The following is a 19,407-nucleotide window of genomic DNA, read 5'->3' on the forward strand; positions in this document are numbered from 1 at the left end:
AAATTACTCCGCCGTTGGGTTCGCCAGGAAACGCACGGCCCGATTAATATCCCGCGTGCGCGGCGCTGGCGGAAGGCTGGCAAGGAATGTCGCGCCGTAAGGCCGCATCACCAGACGGTTATCACAGATCACCAGCACGCCGCGGTCATCGGTATCACGAATCAATCGCCCGACGCCCTGCTTCAGCGTAATGACGGCATCAGGTAACTGTACGTCGTCAAACGGATCGCCGCCACGCAGCCGGCAGTCCTCCATGCGCGCTTTCAGCAGCGGATCGTCCGGCGAGGTAAACGGCAGTTTGTCGATGATCACCAGTGAGAGCGCATCGCCGCGCACGTCGACCCCTTCCCAGAAGCTGCTGGTGGCGACCAGCAGCGCGTTCCCGGCGGTCACAAACTGCTGCAGCAGCTGGCCTTTGCTGGTTTCGCCCTGCAACAGCACCGGCAGAGTCATGGTGGCCCGAAACTGCTCGGCCAGATCGCGCATCATGGCGTGCGACGTGCAGAGCATAAAGCAGCGACCATTGTTGGCCTCGATCATCGGTTTAAGCATCGCCGCCAGATGACGCGCGGCGCCGGGCTGGTTAGGCAGCGGCAAATTGCGCGGCACGCACAACAGCGCCTGCGTCTGATAATCAAACGGACTGGCCAGCAACAACGACTCAGCCTGCTCAATACCCAGTCGCTCCGTGAAGTGGTGCAGATCGTCGTTCACCGAGAGCGTCGCGGAGGTGAATATCCAGCTCCCGGGCTTTTGCGCCATCACTTCTTTGAATTTGTCTGCGACGGTCAGCGGCGTCAGCGCCAGCGTGAATTGCCGCGCAGTACATTCATACCAGTAGCTAAAACCCGGCTGGTTAATTTCTTTGAGACGTTTGAGACGCGTGCGATACAGCGTGGCTCGTTCGAAGGCGGCATCCAGCAACGCGCTGCGGCCCAGCGACAATTTGGCCACGTCGTAGCAGAGCTCGAGCGCGTCATCGAGAAGCAATAGCGCACGCTGAATATTGCTGTCGGCCAGCAGCTCACGCAGGTTACCGCGAAAACCCGGCTCCCCCAGCTGCATACGGAAATCCTGAGTGCTTTGCGCCAGGCGGTCGGCACATTTTTGCAACTGCTGGGTATCTCTTAATTCAGTGCGATAGGCAATGGTGAAATCTTTGGCGAGATCCTGCAACTGACGGCTGGAGAGCGACTGTCCGAAATACTGGCTGGCGATGTCAGGCAGTTGATGGGCTTCGTCGAAAATCATGACTTCAGCTTCGGGAATTAACTCCCCAAAACCGCTGTCTTTGACCACCATATCGGCGAGAAAAAGATGGTGGTTCACCACCACCACGTCCGCGTCCATCGCGGTTTTACGCGCTTTGACGACGAAACAATCTTTATACAGCGGGCAGTCGCTGCCGAGGCAGTTGTCGTTGGTGCTAGTCACCAGCGGCCACGCCTGCGAGTCCTCGGCGACGCTGGCGCAGGTGCTGATATCCCCGTCAACGGTCTGGTTCGCCCAGGCGCGCAAAATGATGACATCGCTAAGGGTTTGCACCGGAAGATCGCCCCCCGCCAGCGCCTGCTGCTCAAGACGTTCGAGGCACAGATAGTTGGAGCGCCCTTTGAGTAACGCCATACGCCCTTTGTACTTCAGCGCTTTTGCCACCGTAGGCAGATCGCGGCTGTAGAGCTGATCCTGCAACGCTTTCGAGCCCGTCGAGATGATCACTTTCTTTTTGGCACGCAGCGCTGGCGCCAGATACGCGTAGGTCTTCCCGGTGCCTGTTCCCGCCTCAACGACCAGCGGTTGCGTGTTTTTGATGGCGCGGGTCACCGCCTCCGCCATATGCCTTTGCGGCTCACGCGGTTTGAAACCGGGGATCGCCTGTGCTAACTGACCCTCTTCTGAAAAATCGTCTGCCACGTTTCTCTCTCACTGTATTTTTACACAGGGATTATGTCAGCCTGTCTTCTCCTGTGCCAGTCGAAATAGACGTTGACGGAACATTATGGCAGTCTTGCGACCTGCAACGGAAAATAACGAGGAAAAGTTTATGACTATTGTGCGCATTGATGCCGAAGCCCGCTGGTCTGATGTTGTGATTCACAATCAGACGCTCTATTACACTGGCGTACCGGAAAATCTGGACGCAGAGGCGTTTGAGCAAACGGCCAATACTCTGGTGCAGATTGATGCAGTGCTGGAAAAACAGGGCAGCGACAAATCACGCATTCTGGATGCCACTATTTTCCTGGCTGATAAAGACGATTTCGCGGCAATGAATAAAGCCTGGGACGCCTGGGTAGTCGCGGGTCACGCGCCTGTACGCTGTACGGTACAGGCCACGCTGATGAAACCGCAGTATAAGGTAGAGATTAAGATAATCGCGGCGGTATAACCCGATTACTCTTCGTCTTCATCGTCCTCAAAAAGCGCCACTGTCCGCTCGCCGGTGTGGGTGGCGCGAATTTCTTGTGCGACCAGAGTAATGGCTTGTCCGCTGCTCATCCCCTGGGACATCAGCTCCTGAATTCGCTCTACCGCTTTTTGCTGCTGTTCGTGACTGAGGGAAGGTAAACCTGCAAACATCGTTAACTCCTGCTAAATTATCTGCGCTAATAACTTCACGCTGCCCGGTAGTATGCCACACATGAACCCGTTATCCCCCACTATCATTTCGTTACCGTGGCGTCAAGATGCCGCCGAATTCTGGTTTGCACGCGTTAGCGCGCTCCCCTGGGCAATGTTGTTGCATTCAGGACATGCGGAGCATCCGTACAGTCGCTTTGATATCCTCGTTGCTGACCCGTTAACCACGCTGGTCACCCACGGCGAAACCACGCAAATTTCGGCCAATGGCGTCCGGATTTCTGGCGACGATCCCCTGTCATTGCTTGAGCAGGAAATTGCCGCGCTGGCGCTGCCTGCTAACCCTCATCCGGACCTCCCTTTTCAGGGCGGTGCGCTGGGCCTTTTTGGCTACGATTTGGGTCGCCGTTTTGAAACTTTACCCGATAACGCACAGCGTGATATCACGCTGCCGGATATGGCTGTCGGGCTCTACGACTGGGCTTTGATTGTCGATCATCGCCATCAAACCGTCTCGCTGTTGAGCCACAACGATGCGGACGCGCGACTGGCCTGGCTTCAGGCCCAGCAGCCTGCTCCGACGTCGGATTTTACACTGACATCCGCCTGGCGCTCCAATATGAGCGCCGGGGACTATGCCGATAAATTCGCAAAAGTGCAGGATTATCTGCACAGTGGCGATTGCTACCAGGTGAATCTCGCCCAGCGTTTCCAGGCATCTTATCAGGGAGATGAGTGGCAGGCTTTCAGACGTCTCAACGCCAGCAATCGCGCGCCATTCAGCGCGTTCCTGCGCCTCGAACAGGGCGCGATCCTGAGCGTGTCGCCCGAGCGCTTTATTCACCTGGCAGAGGGCGTGATTCAAACGCGTCCGATTAAAGGCACCCTGCCGCGCCTGGAAGCGCCAGACGCCGACCGAATGCAGGCGGAAAAACTCGCCGCTTCTCCTAAGGATCGCGCGGAAAATCTGATGATTGTCGATCTGATGCGTAACGACATTGGGCGCGTGGCGGTCCCGGGTAGCGTTCGCGTTCCCGAGTTGTTTGTCGTGGAGCCGTTTCCGGCGGTCCATCATCTGGTCAGTACGATTACGGCCCGGCTTCCGGCTACGCGTTCCGCCTGCGACTTACTGCGCGCGGCGTTTCCTGGCGGTTCGATCACCGGTGCGCCCAAAGTGCGCGCGATGGAGATCATCGACGAACTGGAGCCTCATCGCCGCAATGCGTGGTGTGGCAGCATCGGTTACCTCAGCTTTTGCGGCACGATGGATACCAGCATTACCATCCGCACCCTGACGGCCTGTGACGGGCAGGTGTATTGCTCGGCGGGCGGAGGGATTGTGGCAGACAGCAGGGTCCAGGCCGAGTATCAGGAAACATTTGATAAAGTGAACCGCATCCTGCAACAACTGGAGAGTTAACTGGTGGATACCCACGATCTGAGCCTGGATAATTTTTTGTCGCGTTTTCAGCTTTTGCGTCCGCAGGTCAATCGCGAGGCGCTGAACAGCCGGCAGGCTGCGGTACTGATACCGGTGGTACGACGCGAACAGCCGGGCCTGTTACTCACGAAACGATCGTCTCATCTGCGTAAACACGCCGGTCAGGTTGCTTTCCCTGGCGGGGCGGTCGATGCGACGGACGCCTCGTTAATTGCTGCCGCGCTGCGAGAGGCGCAGGAAGAAGTGGCTATTCCCCCCGAGTCAGTGGACGTTATCGGCGTGCTTCCCCCGGTGGACAGTGTGACCGGTTTTCAGGTGACGCCGGTCGTGGGCATTATCCCGCCGAATCTGCGCTATCACGCGAACGTAGACGAAGTGTCAGCGGTTTTTGAAATGCCGCTGGCCGAAGCCCTGCGCCTGGGGCGCTATCATCCTCTGGATATTCAGCGTCGTGGGCACGATCATCGGATATGGTTATCGTGGTATCAGCATTATTTTGTCTGGGGCATGACGGCGGGCATTATCCGTGAGCTGGCGCTGCAAATCGGCCTGAAGCCTTGACTATACTTTACATTCCGGTTTTTTCTGCGGGTTTGCGAGAGGCATCGCATCATTAGTAAAACAGGGGTTATTCATTAGTTTAATTCATGTGAATAGTTCCACTGTGATCCCGGTTCCCTCTTACACTATGCGCAGTTATAACATCGTTACTGGAACCCCGGTAACCCTGTCAGGAGTGAGAAAGTGATTAGTATATTCGACATGTTCAAAGTGGGGATTGGTCCATCTTCTTCCCACACTGTAGGGCCGATGAAGGCCGGTAAACAGTTCGTCGATGATCTGGTCGAAAAAGGATTACTGGAAAGCGTTACCCGCGTGGCCGTCGATGTGTACGGTTCGCTCTCTTTAACGGGTAAAGGCCACCACACCGACATCGCCATTATTATGGGTCTGGCAGGAAACATGCCGGACACTGTAGATATTGACGCCATTCCGGCGTTTATTCGTGACGTCGAAACGCGCGGTCGCCTGCTGCTGGCTAACGGTCAGCATGAGGTCGATTTCCCGCAGGACGACGGGATGCGCTTCCGTAGTGATAACTTATCGCTGCACGAAAACGGCATGCAGATCCACGCCTTCAACGGCGATAAAGTGATCTACAGCAAAACCTATTACTCTATCGGCGGTGGTTTTATCGTCGATGAAGAGCATTTTGGTAAAGACGCTGTCGGCGACGTCAATGTCCCTTATCCGTTCAAATCCGCGCAAGAGATGCTGGGCTATTGCAAAGAAACCGGCCTGTCGCTCTCTGGCATGGTGATGCAAAACGAACTGGCGCTGCACAGCAAAAAAGAGATCGAAGACTATTTCGCCAATGTCTGGCAGACCATGCAGGCCTGTATCGATCGTGGGATCAACACGGAAGGCGTACTGCCGGGTCCACTGCGCGTTCCGCGCCGTGCTTCTGCCCTGCGTCGTATGCTGGTCACCACCGATAAATTCTCCAACGACCCGATGAATGTGGTGGACTGGGTGAATATGTTTGCGCTGGCGGTCAACGAAGAGAACGCCGCCGGTGGCCGCGTTGTGACGGCACCGACCAACGGTGCATGCGGTATCGTTCCGGCAGTGCTGGCCTACTACGATCACTTTATCGAGCCGGTGACGCCCGATATTTACATCCGCTATTTCCTCGCAGCAGGTGCGGTGGGCGCATTGTACAAAATGAATGCGTCCATCTCAGGGGCCGAAGTGGGCTGCCAGGGTGAAGTAGGCGTGGCCTGCTCGATGGCGGCTGCGGGCCTGTCTGAACTGCTGGGTGCCAGCCCGGAACAGGTTTGCGTGGCAGCGGAAATCGGCATGGAACATAACCTTGGTCTGACGTGCGATCCGGTCGCCGGCCAGGTGCAGGTACCGTGCATCGAGCGTAATGCTATCGCCTCCGTGAAAGCGATCAACGCCTCGCGCATGGCGATGCGCCGCACCAGCGAGCCACGCGTGTCGCTGGATAAAGTCATTGAAACCATGTACGAAACCGGCAAAGACATGAACGCCAAGTATCGTGAAACTTCGCGCGGCGGTCTGGCTATCAAGGTGCAGTGCGACTAAGTACCGTGTCTACACGCTAAATACGGCGAGTTGCAGCAAGGCGGCAAGCGAGAATCTCCGGGAGCTGATTTGAGTCAGTGACTGGGGTGAACGAGGGCAATCAACGCACCTGCGGCTTGAAGTATGACGGCTATACGCCCATCTGCAACGGATGGGCGAATTTTCCCCCCTTTCTCGTCACCTTAACGTTTCCCCACTACACTTGCTTTGTTGCCTCTGGCGTTTGGTGCTGGCGGCGTATCAGGCGCCCTTTCATGCAGACTGCGCAAAGGATTATTAAAAATTACCGCCGAAACCGCATTATCGTCTGTGCGATGGTTGCGCTTATTACGCTTTTTTTAACGCTGGGCATTCGCTTTATTTCACAGCGTAATTTAAATCAGGAGCGCGTTCTCGCCTTTGCCAGCCATTCGGTCAGCGCGCTCGACAAGATCCTTCTTCCTCTCAAGACGGGCCGCGAAACCTTACAAAATTTGGTCGGCTCGCCATGCTCTGAAGCCCATCTGACGCTGCGAAAACAGGCGGCCACGCTTCAAACCGTTCGCTCCATTGCTTTGATAAAAGAAGGAATATTGTATTGCTCCAGCATCTTCGGCAACCGCGACGTCCCCCTACGTCAGCTCCAGCCTGACCTGCCATCCAGCCAGCCCCGGCTCGTGCTGTCTACTGACCAGTCACTGCTCAAAGGCAGCCCTATTCTGATCCAGTGGTATCCCGTCTCCAGTAACGGTGAAGATGGGGTGATGCAGGTGGTGAATATCGATCTGTTGACCCGAATCATGCTCGAGCCACAGCGCCCGCTTATCACCGAAGTGAGCCTGAATGTAGGCAATCGCTATCTTCGCTATGATCAAAATGTGACAGATACCCTGACCCTGAAAGAAGACGCGATGGTGATGCGCCAGACCTCCGCGCACTTTCCGTTCACGATTATCGTCAGTGGACCTGGAGCCGGCGAGCTGGCGCTGAAAAACCTGCCTTCGCAGCTGCCGCTGGCGGTGCTGTTAAGTCTGCTGCTGGGCTATATCGCCTGGCTTGCCACCGCCAGCCGTATGAGTTTTACGTGGGAAATTAATCTCGGGATCGCGGCACGGGAATTTGAACTGTTTTGTCAGCCGTTGCTCAACGCCCGCACGCAGAAATGCGTCGGCGTGGAGATCCTCCTGCGCTGGAATAATCCCCGCCAGGGATGGATCTCTCCTGACGTGTTTATCCCGCTGGCCGAGGAACATAACCTGATTGCCCCGCTGACGCGCTACGTGATTATGGAAACGGTCCGCCAGATTGGCTATTTCCCGGCCAATAAGGGATTTCATATTGGCATTAACGTTGCCGCCAGCCATTTTCGCAACGGCGTGTTACTCCACGATCTCAACCGCTATTGGTTCAGTACGCATCCGACCCAGCAGCTGATTATTGAGTTGACCGAGCGTGATGCCCTGCTGGATGTCGATTATCGCATGGTGCGGGAGTTGCATCGCAAAGAGGTAAAACTGGCGATTGATGATTTTGGGACTGGCAACAGTTCGCTCTCGTGGCTGGAAAAATTGCGCCCGGATGTCCTTAAAATTGATAAATCATTCACCATGGCGTTGGGGACCGATGCGGTCAACTCAACCGTGACCGACATGATTATCGCGCTGGGTAAGCGGCTGAATATTGAGCTGGTAGCGGAGGGAGTCGAAACGCAGGAGCAGGCTCGCTATTTGCGCAAGCATGGCGTCAGTATCATGCAGGGTTTTTTGTACGCGCGGCCCATGCCGCTGAGGGATTTTCCAAAATGGCTGGCGGAGAGTTCACCTCCGCCAGCGCGGCATAACCGCCACATCATGCCGGTTATGCCGTTACGTTAAGCCTGATTACTCTTCTTCGTCGTCGTGGGCCGACTGCTCTTTAACAATGCGCACCATATCAACGCGATAATCGTTCGCCTCGACGATGGTGATCTTCAGCGGCGGTAGCTCAAGGATATCGCCGGTACGCGGGATCTGGCCATTGATGGCAATGACTAACCCGGCAACCGTGGCGATATCTTCTTCATCGTTGATGATGTTATCGAAGCCAAGCGTATGCTGCAGGGCATGCAGGTCGGTTGTCCCTTTGACCAGCCAACCGTCACCATCGGCGACAATTTCCGGCGTTTCGTCTGCATCAGGGAATTCACCGGCAATAGCTTCCAGCACGTCCAGCGGGGTCACCAGACCTTGCACCACGCCAAATTCGTTAGTCACGATCACAAAGCTACCGCGAGCACGACGCAGAACGCCCAGCAGGTTGATTGGGTCCAGCGTTTCGGGCACCACAATGGCCGGCGAAGTCGCCGCGATCGCTTCGACATTGCTGCCCTCTTCCAGCGCCACCAGCATCTCTTTTGCACGGACAACGCCGATGATTTCATCCAGCTCACCGCGACAAACCGGGAACAGGCTGTGCGGTGAGGAGAGCAACTGCTGGCGAATTTCTTCGACGCTCAGACTGGCGTCTACCCAGCTGATTTCACCGCGCGGCGTCATAATGCCGCGTAATGAACGTGATGCCAGCGAAAGCACGCCGTTAATCATGTAGCGCTCTTCTTCGACAAACGCGCCTTCCGGCACGGGCACAGGGTTACGATTGGCCGTTTCGGGCTGGGCGTTAGCCTGACGGCGACCGCCCATCAGACGCAAAATGGCATCTGCGGTACGCGCACGCAGCGGCTGCGTAGACTGTTGTTTGATAAAGTTACGACGTGCAATCTGGTTGAACAACTCGATAATAATCGAGAAGCCAATCGCCGCGTACAGATAGCCTTTCGGTATATGGAAGCCGAAACCTTCAGCCACCAGACTCAGACCGATCATCAACAGGAAGCTCAAACAGAGCACTACCACGGTAGGATGTTCATTCACAAACCGCGTCAGCGGTTTAGACGCCAGCAGCATAACAGCCATCGCAATCACCACCGCGGCCATCATCACCGGCAGGTGGTTAACCATACCGACAGCGGTAATCACCGCATCCAGTGAGAAGACGGCATCAAGCACCACAATTTGCAGAACCACCACCCAGAAACTGGCATAACCTTTGCCATGACCATCGTCGTGTTGACGGTTCTCCAGCCGCTCATGCAACTCTGTTGTCGCTTTGAAGAGCAGGAACAGTCCCCCGATCAGCATGATCAAATCACGGCCGGAGAAGGTGAAATCCCAGACGGTGAACAGCGGTTTGGTCAGCGTGACCATCCACGAAATCACAGACAGCAGCGCAAGACGCATGATCAGCGCCAGCGAAAGGCCGATTAAACGCGCTTTATCGCGCTGTTTTGGCGGCAGCTTATCCGCGAGGATGGCGATAAACACCAGGTTGTCGATACCGAGAACAATTTCCAGCACAACCAGCGTGAGTAATCCCACCCAGATTGACGGGTCCATTAAGAATTCCATGGCAAGCTCCTGCTAAAGGAATGACAAAACGGCGCCCCGGAAAAAGTGGGCGAAATGGCGGTAAACATGTTCAACGTGTGGCGAGAATCGCCGATAAGCGAGGCGCGAAATGGCCTGGTAGATGACTGACGTCGGTGACGGTCCATACAGTGGGCTGTGCCCTATACTCCTGGTAATTAAACGGAGGCTAAACATATCAGAGACAATAGGTTTTTAGCAAAGATTTACTTTCCTTTGCAAACATCTGTTACAGACTCGATTTTCTTTTGAGATAAATCTCGCACACATACCTAAATTACGGATCTTCATCACATAAATTATTTTTTCACTATCTAAAATAATTCCCGGAAGTCTTATTAAGTTTAACTCTAACCCTTTATCTGAATCGATTCGGTACCCCGGAGTAGATTCTCAGTACGACTGCCTGGCAGGCGTATCAATGATAATAAAAGGAGGTAGCAAGTGACCATTGCTATTGTGATAGGCACACATGGTTGGGCTGCAGAGCAGTTACTCAAAACCGCAGAAATGCTGTTGGGTGAGCAGGAAAACGTCGGCTGGATCGATTTCGTCCCTGGCGAAAACGCTGAAACGCTGATTGAAAAATACACTGCTCAACTGGAAAAACTGGATACCAGTAAAGGCGTGCTGTTTCTCGTAGATACATGGGGTGGCAGTCCGTTCAATGCCGCCAGCCGCATTGTCGTCGATAAAGAGCATTATGAAGTTGTCGCGGGCGTCAACATTCCCATGCTGGTAGAAACGCTGATGGCGCGCGATGACAATCCAGGTTTTGACGAACTGGTTGCTATCGCAGTCGAAACCGGTCGTGAAGGCGTGAAAGCGCTGAAAGCGAAACCGGCAGAGAAACCCGCCCCGGTCGCCGCTGCCGTTAAGGCCGCCGTACCCGCTAAACCGATGGGCGCGGATGATTACATGGTTATCGGTCTGGCGCGTATTGATGACCGTCTAATCCACGGCCAGGTGGCAACACGCTGGACCAAAGAGACAAACGTGAAACGCATTATCGTCGTCAGCGACGAAGTGGCCGCCGATCATGTTCGTAAAACACTTCTGACCCAGGTTGCTCCTCCGGGCGTTACCGCACACGTCGTGGACGTCGCTAAGATGATCCGCGTTTATAACAATCCGAAGTATGCCGGCGAGCGCGTGATGTTGCTGTTTACTAACCCGACTGACGTTGAACGTGTGGTCGAGGGCGGCGTCAAAATCACCTCCGTAAACATTGGTGGTATGGCGTTCCGTCAGGGTAAAACGCAGGTGAATAACGCGATTTCAGTCGATGAAAAAGATATCGAAGCATTCAATAAGCTGAATGCACGCGGTATTGAGCTGGAAGCCCGTAAGGTTTCCACAGATCAGCAACTGAAAATGATGGATTTGATCGGCAAAGTGGCGAAATAACCCGGCGCTGATTTTTCACATAAAGCTTATGTTATAGGAGAAGTACAATGGAGATTACCACTCTTCAGATTGTGCTGGTGTTCATCGTCGCGTGTATTGCGGGTATGGAATCCGTACTTGATGAATTTCAGTTCCACCGCCCGCTGGTGGCCTGTACGTTGATTGGCGCCGTTCTTGGCGATATGAAAACCGGTATTATCATCGGTGGTACGCTGGAAATGATCGCCCTGGGCTGGATGAACATCGGTGCCGCTGTTGCGCCTGATGCCGCGCTGGCTTCTATCATCTCTACCGTTCTGGTTATCGCGGGTCACCAAAGCATCGGCGCGGGTATCGCGCTGGCTATCCCTCTGGCCGCTGCTGGCCAGGTACTGACCATTATCGTGCGTACTATCACCGTTGCGTTCCAGCATGCGGCGGATAAGGCAGCGGAGACTGGCAACCTGACGGCCCTGTCGTGGATCCACGTCTCCTCTCTGTTCCTGCAGGCGATGCGTATTGCTATTCCGGCAGTTATCGTGGCGATTTCTGTCGGTACCAGCGAAGTCCAGAGCATGCTGAACGCGATTCCTGAAGTCGTGACCGGCGGTCTGAACATCGCGGGTGGCATGATTGTGGTGGTCGGTTACGCGATGGTCATCAACATGATGCGCGCAGGCTACCTGATGCCGTTCTTCTACCTCGGTTTTGTTACCGCGGCGTTCACTAACTTCAACCTGGTTGCTCTGGGTGTGATTGGTGCAGTAATGGCTATTCTCTATATCCAGCTGAGCCCGAAATATAACCGCGTCGCGGGTGCGCCAGCGCAGGCTGCTGGTAGCAACGATCTCGATAACGAACTGGACTAGCAGGTGAGCGAAATGGTTGATATGACTAAAACTACCACAGAGAAAAAACTCACTCCGGGTGATATTCGTGGCGTATTCCTGCGTTCTAACCTGTTCCAGGGATCATGGAACTTCGAACGTATGCAGGCGCTGGGCTTTTGCTTCTCTATGGTACCGGCTATCAAACGCCTGTATCCGGAGAATAACGAAGCGCGTCGCCAGGCAATTAAGCGTCACCTGGAATTCTTCAACACGCATCCGTATGTCGCCGCGCCGGTTCTTGGCGTTACGCTGGCAATGGAAGAGCAGCGTGCAAACGGTGCAGAGATTGACGATGGTGCCATCAACGGTATTAAAGTCGGTCTGATGGGCCCGCTGGCAGGCGTGGGCGACCCCATTTTCTGGGGTACAGTACGTCCGGTGTTCGCGGCGCTTGGCGCGGGTATCGCGATGAGCGGCAGCCTGCTCGGTCCACTGCTGTTCTTTATCCTGTTTAACGCGGTTCGTCTGGCTACCCGTTACTACGGTGTTGCCTACGGCTATCGTAAAGGTGTCGATATCGTTTCTGATATGGGCGGTGGCTTCCTGCAAAAACTGACCGAGGGGGCGTCAATTCTCGGCCTGTTTGTCATGGGGGCCCTGGTCAACAAGTGGACGCACGTTAACATCCCGCTTGTGGTCTCGACTATCACCGGTCAGGACGGACAAACGCGCGTCACCACCGTGCAGACGATCCTCGACCAGCTGATGCCAGGCCTGGTACCGCTGCTGTTGACCTTCGCCTGTATGTGGCTGCTGCGTAAGAAAGTTAACGCCCTGTGGATCATCGTTGGCTTCTTCGTTATCGGTATCGTCGGTTACGCAATCGGCCTGCTGGGTCTGTAAATTCAGGCTTTATACACCGGGGGCTTGCCCCCGGTTTTTTTATCTGGAGGACGAATGACGGTTACGGACATCGTACTGGTTCTGTTTATTGTTGCCCTTCTGGCGTACGCCATTTATGACGAATTCATCATGCCCCGCCGCCACGGCGAGACACTGCTCACCATCCCCCTCCTGCGACGTGGTCGGATCGATGCCTTTATCTTTGCCGGTCTGCTCGCCATTCTGATTTACAATAACGCGATCAATCACGGTGCATTATTAACCACATGGTTATTATGTGCGCTGGCATTAATGGCGGTTTATCTGTTCTGGATCCGGGCACCTAAAATCATCTTCAAACATCAAGGTTTTTTCTTCGCCAATGTGTGGATAGAATATAACCGTATTAAAGAGATGAATTTATCTGAAGATGGCGTGCTGGTGATGCAGCTAGAACAACGCCGTTTGCTTATCCGGGTAAAGAATATTGACGACCTAGAAAAAATATACAAATTAATGGTTAAAATTCAATAAATTACATTTATAGCATTGGCTATATATTGTCCTTTTTTTGCGATCGATATATAGCCATAGCTATATTACTTCGGTATTTAACTTATATTTCTTAACGTTATTTTCACGCATAAATCTAAATGAAAATCGTTATCAACTAGTCAATAGTATAATATCTTTCTGTTGTTGTTTTATATTCTCAAAATATGTTAAGGTTGCGCCCGTCGTTGGGGAGTAGCCGATTTCCTGTCTCCGGGAAATGTACGTGTCAACATACTCGTTGCAAAACGTGGTGCGTACGGATTTTTTACTGTGCCATTTTATATGCGCGCAGAGATCAGGCGAGACCATTGATACATCAACTGCTGTTTACTGGGGGCAGTGATGTGTCATATGGATATCCCCGGTCTGGACGCTTTTATGAATATCTCCGCCACGATCCTTCTCGCTTTCGGCATGTCTATGGACGCTTTCGCCGCCTCCATGGGTAAAGGTGCCACGCTTCACAAACCTAAATTCTCCGAAGCCCTTCGTACGGGTCTTATCTTTGGCGCTATCGAAACCCTGACCCCCCTCATCGGCTGGGCGCTGGGCATGCTGGCCAGTCAGTTTGTGCTGGAGTGGAACCACTGGATTGCCTTTATTCTGCTGGCGTTCCTCGGCGGGCGAATGGTAATTGAAGGCTGTCGCGGTAATTCGGATGAAGATGATGCGCCTGTTCATCGCCACGGCTTCTGGCTGCTGGTCACCACCGCGATCGCCACCAGTCTTGACGCGATGGCCGTCGGCGTCGGCCTGGCATTCTTGCAGGTCAATATCATCGCCACGGCGCTGGCGATCGGCTGTGCCACGCTGATTATGTCGACGCTGGGAATGATGGTCGGGCGATTTATCGGCCCGCTGCTTGGCAAGCGAGCCGAGATCCTCGGTGGTATTGTCCTGATCGGAATTGGCGGTCAAATCCTCTGGTCGCACTTCGCCGGTTAAAGGTCGCGCTGCCAGCAGTGAAGACTAAAATCTGTCTGGCAGTGAAAATCCTCTTGTTTCGCTAATGTATCCCAGACGCTCTGTTTTGCCCGCCAGGCAAACGGCGTCATCTGCAACAATGCAACGGCCTCTTCGCCCTTCAAGCGCATCTCATATCCCAGCGACTGCTCTTCTTTCAGCGTAAAACCGGCAAGCTGTTCAGAGTGCGCGGCATGCAGATGGACTTCATCGTAAATCAATCCTTTCATTTCCATTAAATGCTTTGGACCCGGCGTCACGGTCACGACCCAGCCGCCCGGCTTGACCACTCGCGCCAGCTCCTCGGCTTTACAAGGTGCGTAGATACGGATGATGGCATCCTGGCTGGCCTCTTCGAAAGGAAGACGATGGCTGGACGCCACGCAAAATGTGACTTGTGGATAGCGTTTTGCCGCTGCACGAATGGCAGATTTCGAGACGTCGAGACCAAAGGTCTGTGCTCCTTTACTGGCCGCCACTTTGGCAAATGCAGCTGTGTAATAGCCTTCACCGCAGCCGATATCCAGAATCGAGGACGCCTTCTCATCCAAAGTCATTGAAAGCCATTTCGCAACGGCATCCCTCAGGGGCTGATAATGCCCGGCTTCGAGAAATGCCCGGCGTGCCTGCATCATTTCAGCTGAATCACCCGGATCGCGAGAACGTTTGTGCTGGACGGGCAGCAGATTGACGTACCCTTCTTTCGCCTTGTCAAAACGGTGTCCCTGTGGACAGGTAAAGCTGTTTTCTGCGTGCGTCAGCAGCGCGTGACATAAGGGACAACTGAATGACATGGTAACTCCAGGCAATATCAAAGGGCGAAAGTGTACCGCTATTCGCCCTGCTATAAAACGCCTGCCTTATCGCATCACGATAAGATGAGTGGAATCATGAGCAATTCCGTCGGGTTCGACGTTTTCGAGGCGCAACACATCCCCCATTATCTGGCTAAACACTGGCGCAGATACGGCACCGCCATAATAGCTGCCGTTTTGCGGGTCGTTAATCACCACCGCCAGCGCAAACAGAGGATGACTGGCGGGAGCCACGCCTGCGGTATAAGCGACATATTTATCAACATATTTTCCGTCATCGCCGATTTTTTTGGCCGTGCCGGTTTTAATGGCCACACGATAATCGCGAACCGCCGCTTTGATCCCGCCGCCGCCGGGCAAGGCGACGCTTTCCATCATATGCTCCACCTGGTGAACAATTTCTTCAGGCATCACCTGATGCCCGATGACCGGGGGATCAATACGCGTAATCGACAGCGGCCTCTCAAGGCCGTAGCTACCAATCGTGGCATACACGTGCGCCAGTTGCAGCGGCGTAACCATCAGACCATAACCAAAGGCAAAGGTCGCGCGATCGAGCTGGCTCCAGAATTTACGTTCCGGAAGCAGGCCGCTACTCTCTCCGGTCAGCCCCAGCCCCGTGGATGTGCCAAAACCAAAGCCTCGGTAGGTATCCAGCAGATGCTGGACAGGCATCGCCAGTGACAGACGTGAGACGCCCGTATCACTCGATTTTTGTAAAATGCCTGTCAGAGAGAGTTCGGGATAGTAGCCGACATCCCGGATCCGATGGCCATCCAGCGTATAAGGATGGGTATCAATAACGCTGTCTGGCTGGACAATTCCCTGCTGCAACGCCGTCATCAGGACCAGTGGTTTAACCGTTGAACCCGGTTCGAAGGTATCGCTAATGGCGCGATTGCGAAAATCATTAATCGTCGCCCCTTCACGATTATTAGGATTAAAGTCCGGATAACTCGCCATGGAGAGGATTTCTCCGGTCTGGACATTAATCAATACCGCCGCACCCGACTCTGCTTTGTTCCAGGCCACAGCGTTATCTAATGCATCTTCGGTAATGGTCTGCAGCCGCTCATCAATACTGAGCTGGATGTTGTGCGCAGGTACTGGCGGGACTTCCGTCAGATTCTCAATAACATGACCATAGCGGTCCTCCCTCACCCGCCTGACGCCTGCTTTTCCGCTCAGCTGAGAATTAAAGCTCTTTTCGACCCCTTCGATCCCCTGCCCATCAATATTGGTAAAGCCGATAAGATTAGCCGCTACGTGTCCGGCCGGATAGAAACGGCGAGACTCATCGCGCAGGTTAATCCCCGGTAAATTGAGTTGGTCTATCCACTGCGCCTGAGAAGGATCGACCTGACGAGCCAGATAGATAAACCGGCCCTGAGGATTATGATTGATACGAGTTGCCAGCGTTCCGACAGACATATGCAAGGCGTTAGCCAGGGCCTGCCAGCGCGCATCAAAACCCACGCCGCCTTTCGCCAGCACGGTTTTAGGATCGGCCCACACCGCTCTGACGGGGACACTGACCGCTAACGGCCGCCCCTCGCGGTCGGTAATCATGCCGCGCGGGGCATCAATCGCCACCTCGCGTAGTGAGCGCATGTCTTCCTGTTTTACCAGGTTGTCAGGTTTAATAATTTGTAGCCAGGCGACGCGACCTAACAGGAAGGCAAGACTGAGCAAAATAGCGAGACAAAGCAGTGCAAAGCGTGCCGGGGTAAAATTACCGGCGGGACTTAGTGATTTCTTTTTCACCCGAACTCCAGGGCTGATAAACAACGCCCTGATTTAACGGGAAAAAGAGCCTGAAGAGTGAGAAAACAATGCTTCTAACCTCGCAGCTTTGCAACAAACTGCTAACAGAAACTCAGGAAGTTACATTCTGAAAAATAATGAATGAAAAAAGCCCCGCTTCACGCGAGGCTTTATGTCTGAGTGTGAAGCGCCGTGGCGCCTCTGAATCAGCAGGGATCCGATCAGATAGCGGTTACGTTAACAGCAGCCGGACCTTTCTGGCCGTCCTGAATTTCGAACTCAACGTTCTGGCCTTCAGCCAGAGTTTTGAAGCCGTTACCCTGGATTGCAGAGAAGTGTACGAACACGTCTTTGCTGCCATCAGCAGGAGTAATGAAACCAAAACCTTTAGACTCGTTGAACCACTTAACTTGACCTTTAATCTTTGCCATTTGCAAAATTCCTTAGAGTATTTTCTTAGCCCGCAGGCATTACATAGATAAAACTGAGACATTACTGCTTGAGGCACTAATATAAGGTTCGGCAGAGAAGCGGTATTCAACGACAACGTGTTTACTCAGGACTTCTTTACTGAAAATGCCACACATAAACAGAACTGTACCTCGTTTGACCCAAACCGTGTTATTACATACAACGAAAATTATGGCAAGCCATTTTTAAACGCCCCTGGATCCGCCGCACAAACTCTGATGTCACCTTGCTACAATCTGCACAAATATCTTATCTGGATAAGAGAACCGCTAAGACGGACGTTCTTGCCTCCCGACGGGCATAGACGCTGTTATCTAAGACTTTTTTTGCCTCTTACCGGCGTTCAAACTGCCCTAAAAATGTCCAGTTGTTCAATTATTGCAATGCATGAGTTAGAACAATTTGCGAAAAGTTATGCTGAAATGAACGTAACGGCCAGAGCATCATAATGAAATAACAATACTTATTGTCACCTACGCCGAACCTATTAAGTCGACTGTGTCCATTTGCTGTTATGCACCAAAATAATGAAATTTGTATGACTCTGCTTCAAAAGAAAGCAATCAAAACGTTTCGATAAAAATAAAACAAATGGCTGAGGGAAAATACAGAATATATACCAACGGAGCGACACATGTTCAAAGGGATAAATATTGACCAATTTTCAATATCCTGAACTTATCCGTAATTGGGGCGACATCATTGAGTGCCTGCTTTAACTCTGTGACGGGTTCATCTAGGGCTTCGTCGGCCAGCTCAAAGACACCCCAGTGAATGGGAAAAGCGAGGGGCATCCCCATTTGCTGCCAGAGCGCAACGGCAGATTGCGGATCCATATGGTGGGCAGACATGAACCATCGTGGTGCATACGCTCCGACGGGTAACGTCGCTGCATCAATCTTGCCGAGTCGTTCAGGAATGGTTACCAGCTCAGGTGAATATCCGGTATCGCCACTGAACCAAAAACGCCGGTTTGTACCTTCAATCACCCAACCGCACCACAGCGAACGGTTGCGATTCCAGAATGTGCGCATACTCCAGTGCTGGGCTGGAACGGCGGTTAGCGAAAGACCATTAAAAACAAAACGTTGCCACCAGTCGAGTTCAACGATATTGATTGCACCGCGACGACGAAACCAGTCCCCCAGGCCTAAAGGGGCAAAAATAGTCAGATCCGGAAAGCGGCGCAGGAGACGGCGAACAGTCGCATCGTCAAGATGATCGTAGTGGTTATGAGAAATGACTACAGCATCAATGATCGGAAGGCGATCGACGGAGATGGGCGGCGGCGTTTTGCGCTCCGGCCCCGCAAAGGAGAGCGGTGAAGCACGCCGGGAAAAAACAGGATCGGTGAGGAGATAGCGGCCGTTCAACCGGAGCAGTACACTCGCATGTCCGAGCCACCACACTCCATCTTCAGATAATTCATTCAGTTCAACCGGTTGCCACCATTGACGAATGAAGTTTTCATAACCCAGCACAGGCGGTTTGGGCAATCCCGCTGCCTTGCGCTCTTTACGCCAGCGCTCCACGTCACCCGGCTGATGGCCCACAGAATGGGTATTGCGAAATCCGTTTGGCGTATGGTGCTGCAGGGAGGGGTCATACCAGGGATTCTTCCAGACCACAGCCACCTCCCCTTTTTAGCGAATCAGCGTTCAGCCACCAGACGAATAAAATCATCGTCTTCTTCTTTCACCTCTTGCTCAGGCGCTTTTGGGGCGATTTTCTCTTCTGGTTCGTTAGCTTCGCACAGGCGGCGAAGCAACGCATTCTGGCGTTTCTGCTGATCAAGCAACGCTTCCAGCAGCTCGATTTGCTCATCCGTGCGGGAACTGGCGCGGTTCACAAAGAACCATAAAACCAGACCAATCACCATCACGATAACGGAAATCGCCAGTGAGGCTATGTTCAATAACCCCGTATTCATTAACTCACCCATTTTACCACCTCAATGAAAACGCCATTTTACCACTGACGCCGTTGAAGGTAATCATCTGTTAGAGAAATGGATCATCATTACCAGGGGATAAACTGATTTATTGCACAAATGCCGCTAAAAAATTGTACATCCTGATCGCACAGAACGTTGATCGTCTGCGTCCAGAGAACGACACATGCGATCAGCACAGCAATCAGAATTACCCAGCGAATTTTTTTCACTCCACACT

The 19,407-nt window shown here is 53.3% G+C and carries 21 protein-coding genes; 10 read left to right on the forward strand and 11 right to left on the reverse strand.

Annotated features, from left to right (window positions below):
- Positions 1–3 precede the first annotated feature (3 nt).
- Positions 4–1,914: a DNA repair helicase YoaA gene (gene yoaA, locus SOM82_RS11915; RefSeq protein ID WP_320461075.1), complete on the reverse strand. Its 1,911-nt coding sequence runs from the start codon at positions 1,912–1,914 to the stop codon at positions 4–6.
- A 130-nt stretch (positions 1,915–2,044) separates the two neighbouring features.
- Between yoaA and SOM82_RS11920 the strand changes: the two genes are divergently transcribed.
- Complete coding sequence (locus SOM82_RS11920) at positions 2,045–2,389, forward strand: RidA family protein (protein ID WP_320461074.1); 345 nt, start codon at positions 2,045–2,047, stop codon at positions 2,387–2,389.
- 5 nt (positions 2,390–2,394) lie between these two features.
- On the opposite strand, the gene SOM82_RS11925 is transcribed toward SOM82_RS11920, so the two are convergent.
- The gene (locus SOM82_RS11925; protein WP_154125736.1) at positions 2,395–2,580 is read right to left on the reverse strand and encodes a YoaH family protein; all 186 of its coding nucleotides are present in this window, start codon (positions 2,578–2,580) and stop codon (positions 2,395–2,397) included.
- A 61-nt stretch (positions 2,581–2,641) separates the two neighbouring features.
- Here SOM82_RS11925 and pabB point away from each other — a divergent pair, with 61 nt between their 5' ends.
- The 4 genes from pabB (at position 2,642) to pdeD (ending at position 7,983) form a co-directional block, all read left to right on the forward strand.
- Positions 2,642–4,000, forward strand: coding sequence for an aminodeoxychorismate synthase component 1 (pabB, locus tag SOM82_RS11930; RefSeq protein WP_320461073.1), 1,359 nt, complete (start codon positions 2,642–2,644; stop codon positions 3,998–4,000).
- 3 nt (positions 4,001–4,003) lie between these two features.
- The gene (locus SOM82_RS11935) at positions 4,004–4,582 is read left to right on the forward strand and encodes a CoA pyrophosphatase (RefSeq protein ID WP_320461072.1); all 579 of its coding nucleotides are present in this window, start codon (positions 4,004–4,006) and stop codon (positions 4,580–4,582) included.
- A 183-nt stretch (positions 4,583–4,765) separates the two neighbouring features.
- Positions 4,766–6,130: an L-serine ammonia-lyase gene (gene sdaA, locus SOM82_RS11940; RefSeq protein WP_320461071.1), complete on the forward strand. Its 1,365-nt coding sequence runs from the start codon at positions 4,766–4,768 to the stop codon at positions 6,128–6,130.
- 254 nt (positions 6,131–6,384) lie between these two features.
- Positions 6,385–7,983, forward strand: coding sequence for a cyclic di-3',5'-guanosine monophosphate phosphodiesterase PdeD (gene pdeD, locus SOM82_RS11945; protein WP_320461070.1), 1,599 nt, complete (start codon positions 6,385–6,387; stop codon positions 7,981–7,983).
- 6 nt (positions 7,984–7,989) lie between these two features.
- On the opposite strand, the gene yoaE is transcribed toward pdeD, so the two are convergent.
- Positions 7,990–9,552 carry a CNNM family cation transport protein YoaE gene (gene yoaE, locus SOM82_RS11950; RefSeq protein WP_320461069.1) on the reverse strand — a complete coding sequence of 521 codons (1,563 nt, stop codon included), beginning with the start codon at positions 9,550–9,552 and terminating at the stop codon, positions 7,990–7,992.
- Positions 9,540–9,698 (reverse strand): protein YoaL, encoded by a 159-nt coding sequence (locus SOM82_RS11955; protein ID WP_414672124.1) that lies wholly within the window; start codon positions 9,696–9,698, stop codon positions 9,540–9,542. Before SOM82_RS11955 ends, yoaE begins: the two co-directional genes overlap by 13 nt.
- A gap of 316 nt (positions 9,699–10,014) precedes the next feature.
- Between SOM82_RS11955 and manX the strand changes: the two genes are divergently transcribed.
- The 5 genes from manX to mntP all read left to right on the forward strand — a co-directional run bounded on the left by manX (position 10,015) and on the right by mntP (position 14,168).
- The gene (gene manX, locus SOM82_RS11960; RefSeq protein ID WP_320461068.1) at positions 10,015–10,977 is read left to right on the forward strand and encodes a PTS mannose transporter subunit IIAB; all 963 of its coding nucleotides are present in this window, start codon (positions 10,015–10,017) and stop codon (positions 10,975–10,977) included.
- 47 nt (positions 10,978–11,024) lie between these two features.
- The gene (locus SOM82_RS11965) at positions 11,025–11,825 is read left to right on the forward strand and encodes a PTS mannose/fructose/sorbose transporter subunit IIC (RefSeq protein ID WP_154125741.1); all 801 of its coding nucleotides are present in this window, start codon (positions 11,025–11,027) and stop codon (positions 11,823–11,825) included.
- Between the two features lie 12 nt (positions 11,826–11,837).
- Entirely contained in the window at positions 11,838–12,689 is an 852-nt protein-coding gene (locus tag SOM82_RS11970) for a PTS mannose transporter subunit IID (protein ID WP_154125742.1), read from the forward strand.
- Between the two features lie 54 nt (positions 12,690–12,743).
- Positions 12,744–13,202 (forward strand): DUF986 family protein, encoded by a 459-nt coding sequence (locus SOM82_RS11975; protein WP_320461067.1) that lies wholly within the window; start codon positions 12,744–12,746, stop codon positions 13,200–13,202.
- A gap of 399 nt (positions 13,203–13,601) precedes the next feature.
- Positions 13,602–14,168: a manganese efflux pump MntP gene (mntP, locus tag SOM82_RS11980; RefSeq protein WP_320461124.1), complete on the forward strand. Its 567-nt coding sequence runs from the start codon at positions 13,602–13,604 to the stop codon at positions 14,166–14,168.
- Here the strand turns inward: mntP and rlmA are convergent.
- From rlmA to mgrB, 7 genes are all read right to left on the reverse strand, one after another.
- Positions 14,165–14,980, reverse strand: coding sequence for a 23S rRNA (guanine(745)-N(1))-methyltransferase (rlmA, locus tag SOM82_RS11985; RefSeq protein WP_320461066.1), 816 nt, complete (start codon positions 14,978–14,980; stop codon positions 14,165–14,167). The two genes, mntP and rlmA, sit on opposite strands and share 4 nt — an antisense overlap.
- A gap of 66 nt (positions 14,981–15,046) precedes the next feature.
- Positions 15,047–16,765 (reverse strand): peptidoglycan DD-transpeptidase FtsI2/PBP3(PARA), encoded by a 1,719-nt coding sequence (gene ftsI2, locus SOM82_RS11990; RefSeq protein ID WP_320461065.1) that lies wholly within the window; start codon positions 16,763–16,765, stop codon positions 15,047–15,049.
- Between the two features lie 221 nt (positions 16,766–16,986).
- Complete coding sequence (gene cspE / locus SOM82_RS11995) at positions 16,987–17,196, reverse strand: transcription antiterminator/RNA stability regulator CspE (protein ID WP_001062678.1); 210 nt, start codon at positions 17,194–17,196, stop codon at positions 16,987–16,989.
- A gap of 39 nt (positions 17,197–17,235) precedes the next feature.
- The gene (locus SOM82_RS12000; protein ID WP_154125746.1) at positions 17,236–17,352 is read right to left on the reverse strand and encodes a DUF2627 domain-containing protein; all 117 of its coding nucleotides are present in this window, start codon (positions 17,350–17,352) and stop codon (positions 17,236–17,238) included.
- A 522-nt stretch (positions 17,353–17,874) separates the two neighbouring features.
- Entirely contained in the window at positions 17,875–18,864 is a 990-nt protein-coding gene (locus SOM82_RS12005; RefSeq protein ID WP_320461064.1) for an MBL fold metallo-hydrolase, read from the reverse strand.
- A 23-nt stretch (positions 18,865–18,887) separates the two neighbouring features.
- Positions 18,888–19,178 (reverse strand): YebO family protein, encoded by a 291-nt coding sequence (locus tag SOM82_RS12010; protein ID WP_320461063.1) that lies wholly within the window; start codon positions 19,176–19,178, stop codon positions 18,888–18,890.
- 77 nt (positions 19,179–19,255) lie between these two features.
- Complete coding sequence (gene mgrB / locus SOM82_RS12015) at positions 19,256–19,399, reverse strand: PhoP/PhoQ regulatory lipoprotein MgrB (RefSeq protein WP_320461062.1); 144 nt, start codon at positions 19,397–19,399, stop codon at positions 19,256–19,258.
- Positions 19,400–19,407 lie beyond the last annotated feature (8 nt).

The sequence above is a fragment of the Lelliottia sp. CFBP8978 genome, assembly GCF_034046055.2.
Taxonomy (GTDB): Bacteria; Pseudomonadota; Gammaproteobacteria; order Enterobacterales; family Enterobacteriaceae; genus Enterobacter.

Coding starts and splice junctions, on each gene's coding strand:
- SOM82_RS11920 (WP_320461074.1), top strand. CDS start 2,045: ATGACTATTGTGCGCATTGATGCCGAAGCCCGCTGGTCTGATGTTGTG.
- SOM82_RS11955 (WP_414672124.1), bottom strand. CDS start 9,698: ATGGACCGTCACCGACGTCAGTCATCTACCAGGCCATTTCGCGCCTCG.
- SOM82_RS11965 (WP_154125741.1), top strand. CDS start 11,025: ATGGAGATTACCACTCTTCAGATTGTGCTGGTGTTCATCGTCGCGTGT.
- SOM82_RS11925 (WP_154125736.1), bottom strand. CDS start 2,580: ATGTTTGCAGGTTTACCTTCCCTCAGTCACGAACAGCAGCAAAAAGCG.
- SOM82_RS12010 (WP_320461063.1), bottom strand. CDS start 19,178: ATGGGTGAGTTAATGAATACGGGGTTATTGAACATAGCCTCACTGGCG.
- mntP (WP_320461124.1), top strand. CDS start 13,602: ATGAATATCTCCGCCACGATCCTTCTCGCTTTCGGCATGTCTATGGAC.
- rlmA (WP_320461066.1), bottom strand. CDS start 14,980: ATGTCATTCAGTTGTCCCTTATGTCACGCGCTGCTGACGCACGCAGAA.
- cspE (WP_001062678.1), bottom strand. CDS start 17,196: ATGGCAAAGATTAAAGGTCAAGTTAAGTGGTTCAACGAGTCTAAAGGT.
- SOM82_RS11970 (WP_154125742.1), top strand. CDS start 11,838: ATGGTTGATATGACTAAAACTACCACAGAGAAAAAACTCACTCCGGGT.
- SOM82_RS11975 (WP_320461067.1), top strand. CDS start 12,744: ATGACGGTTACGGACATCGTACTGGTTCTGTTTATTGTTGCCCTTCTG.
- SOM82_RS12000 (WP_154125746.1), bottom strand. CDS start 17,352: ATGTGTGGCATTTTCAGTAAAGAAGTCCTGAGTAAACACGTTGTCGTT.
- yoaE (WP_320461069.1), bottom strand. CDS start 9,552: ATGGAATTCTTAATGGACCCGTCAATCTGGGTGGGATTACTCACGCTG.
- pabB (WP_320461073.1), top strand. CDS start 2,642: ATGAACCCGTTATCCCCCACTATCATTTCGTTACCGTGGCGTCAAGAT.
- pdeD (WP_320461070.1), top strand. CDS start 6,385: ATGCAGACTGCGCAAAGGATTATTAAAAATTACCGCCGAAACCGCATT.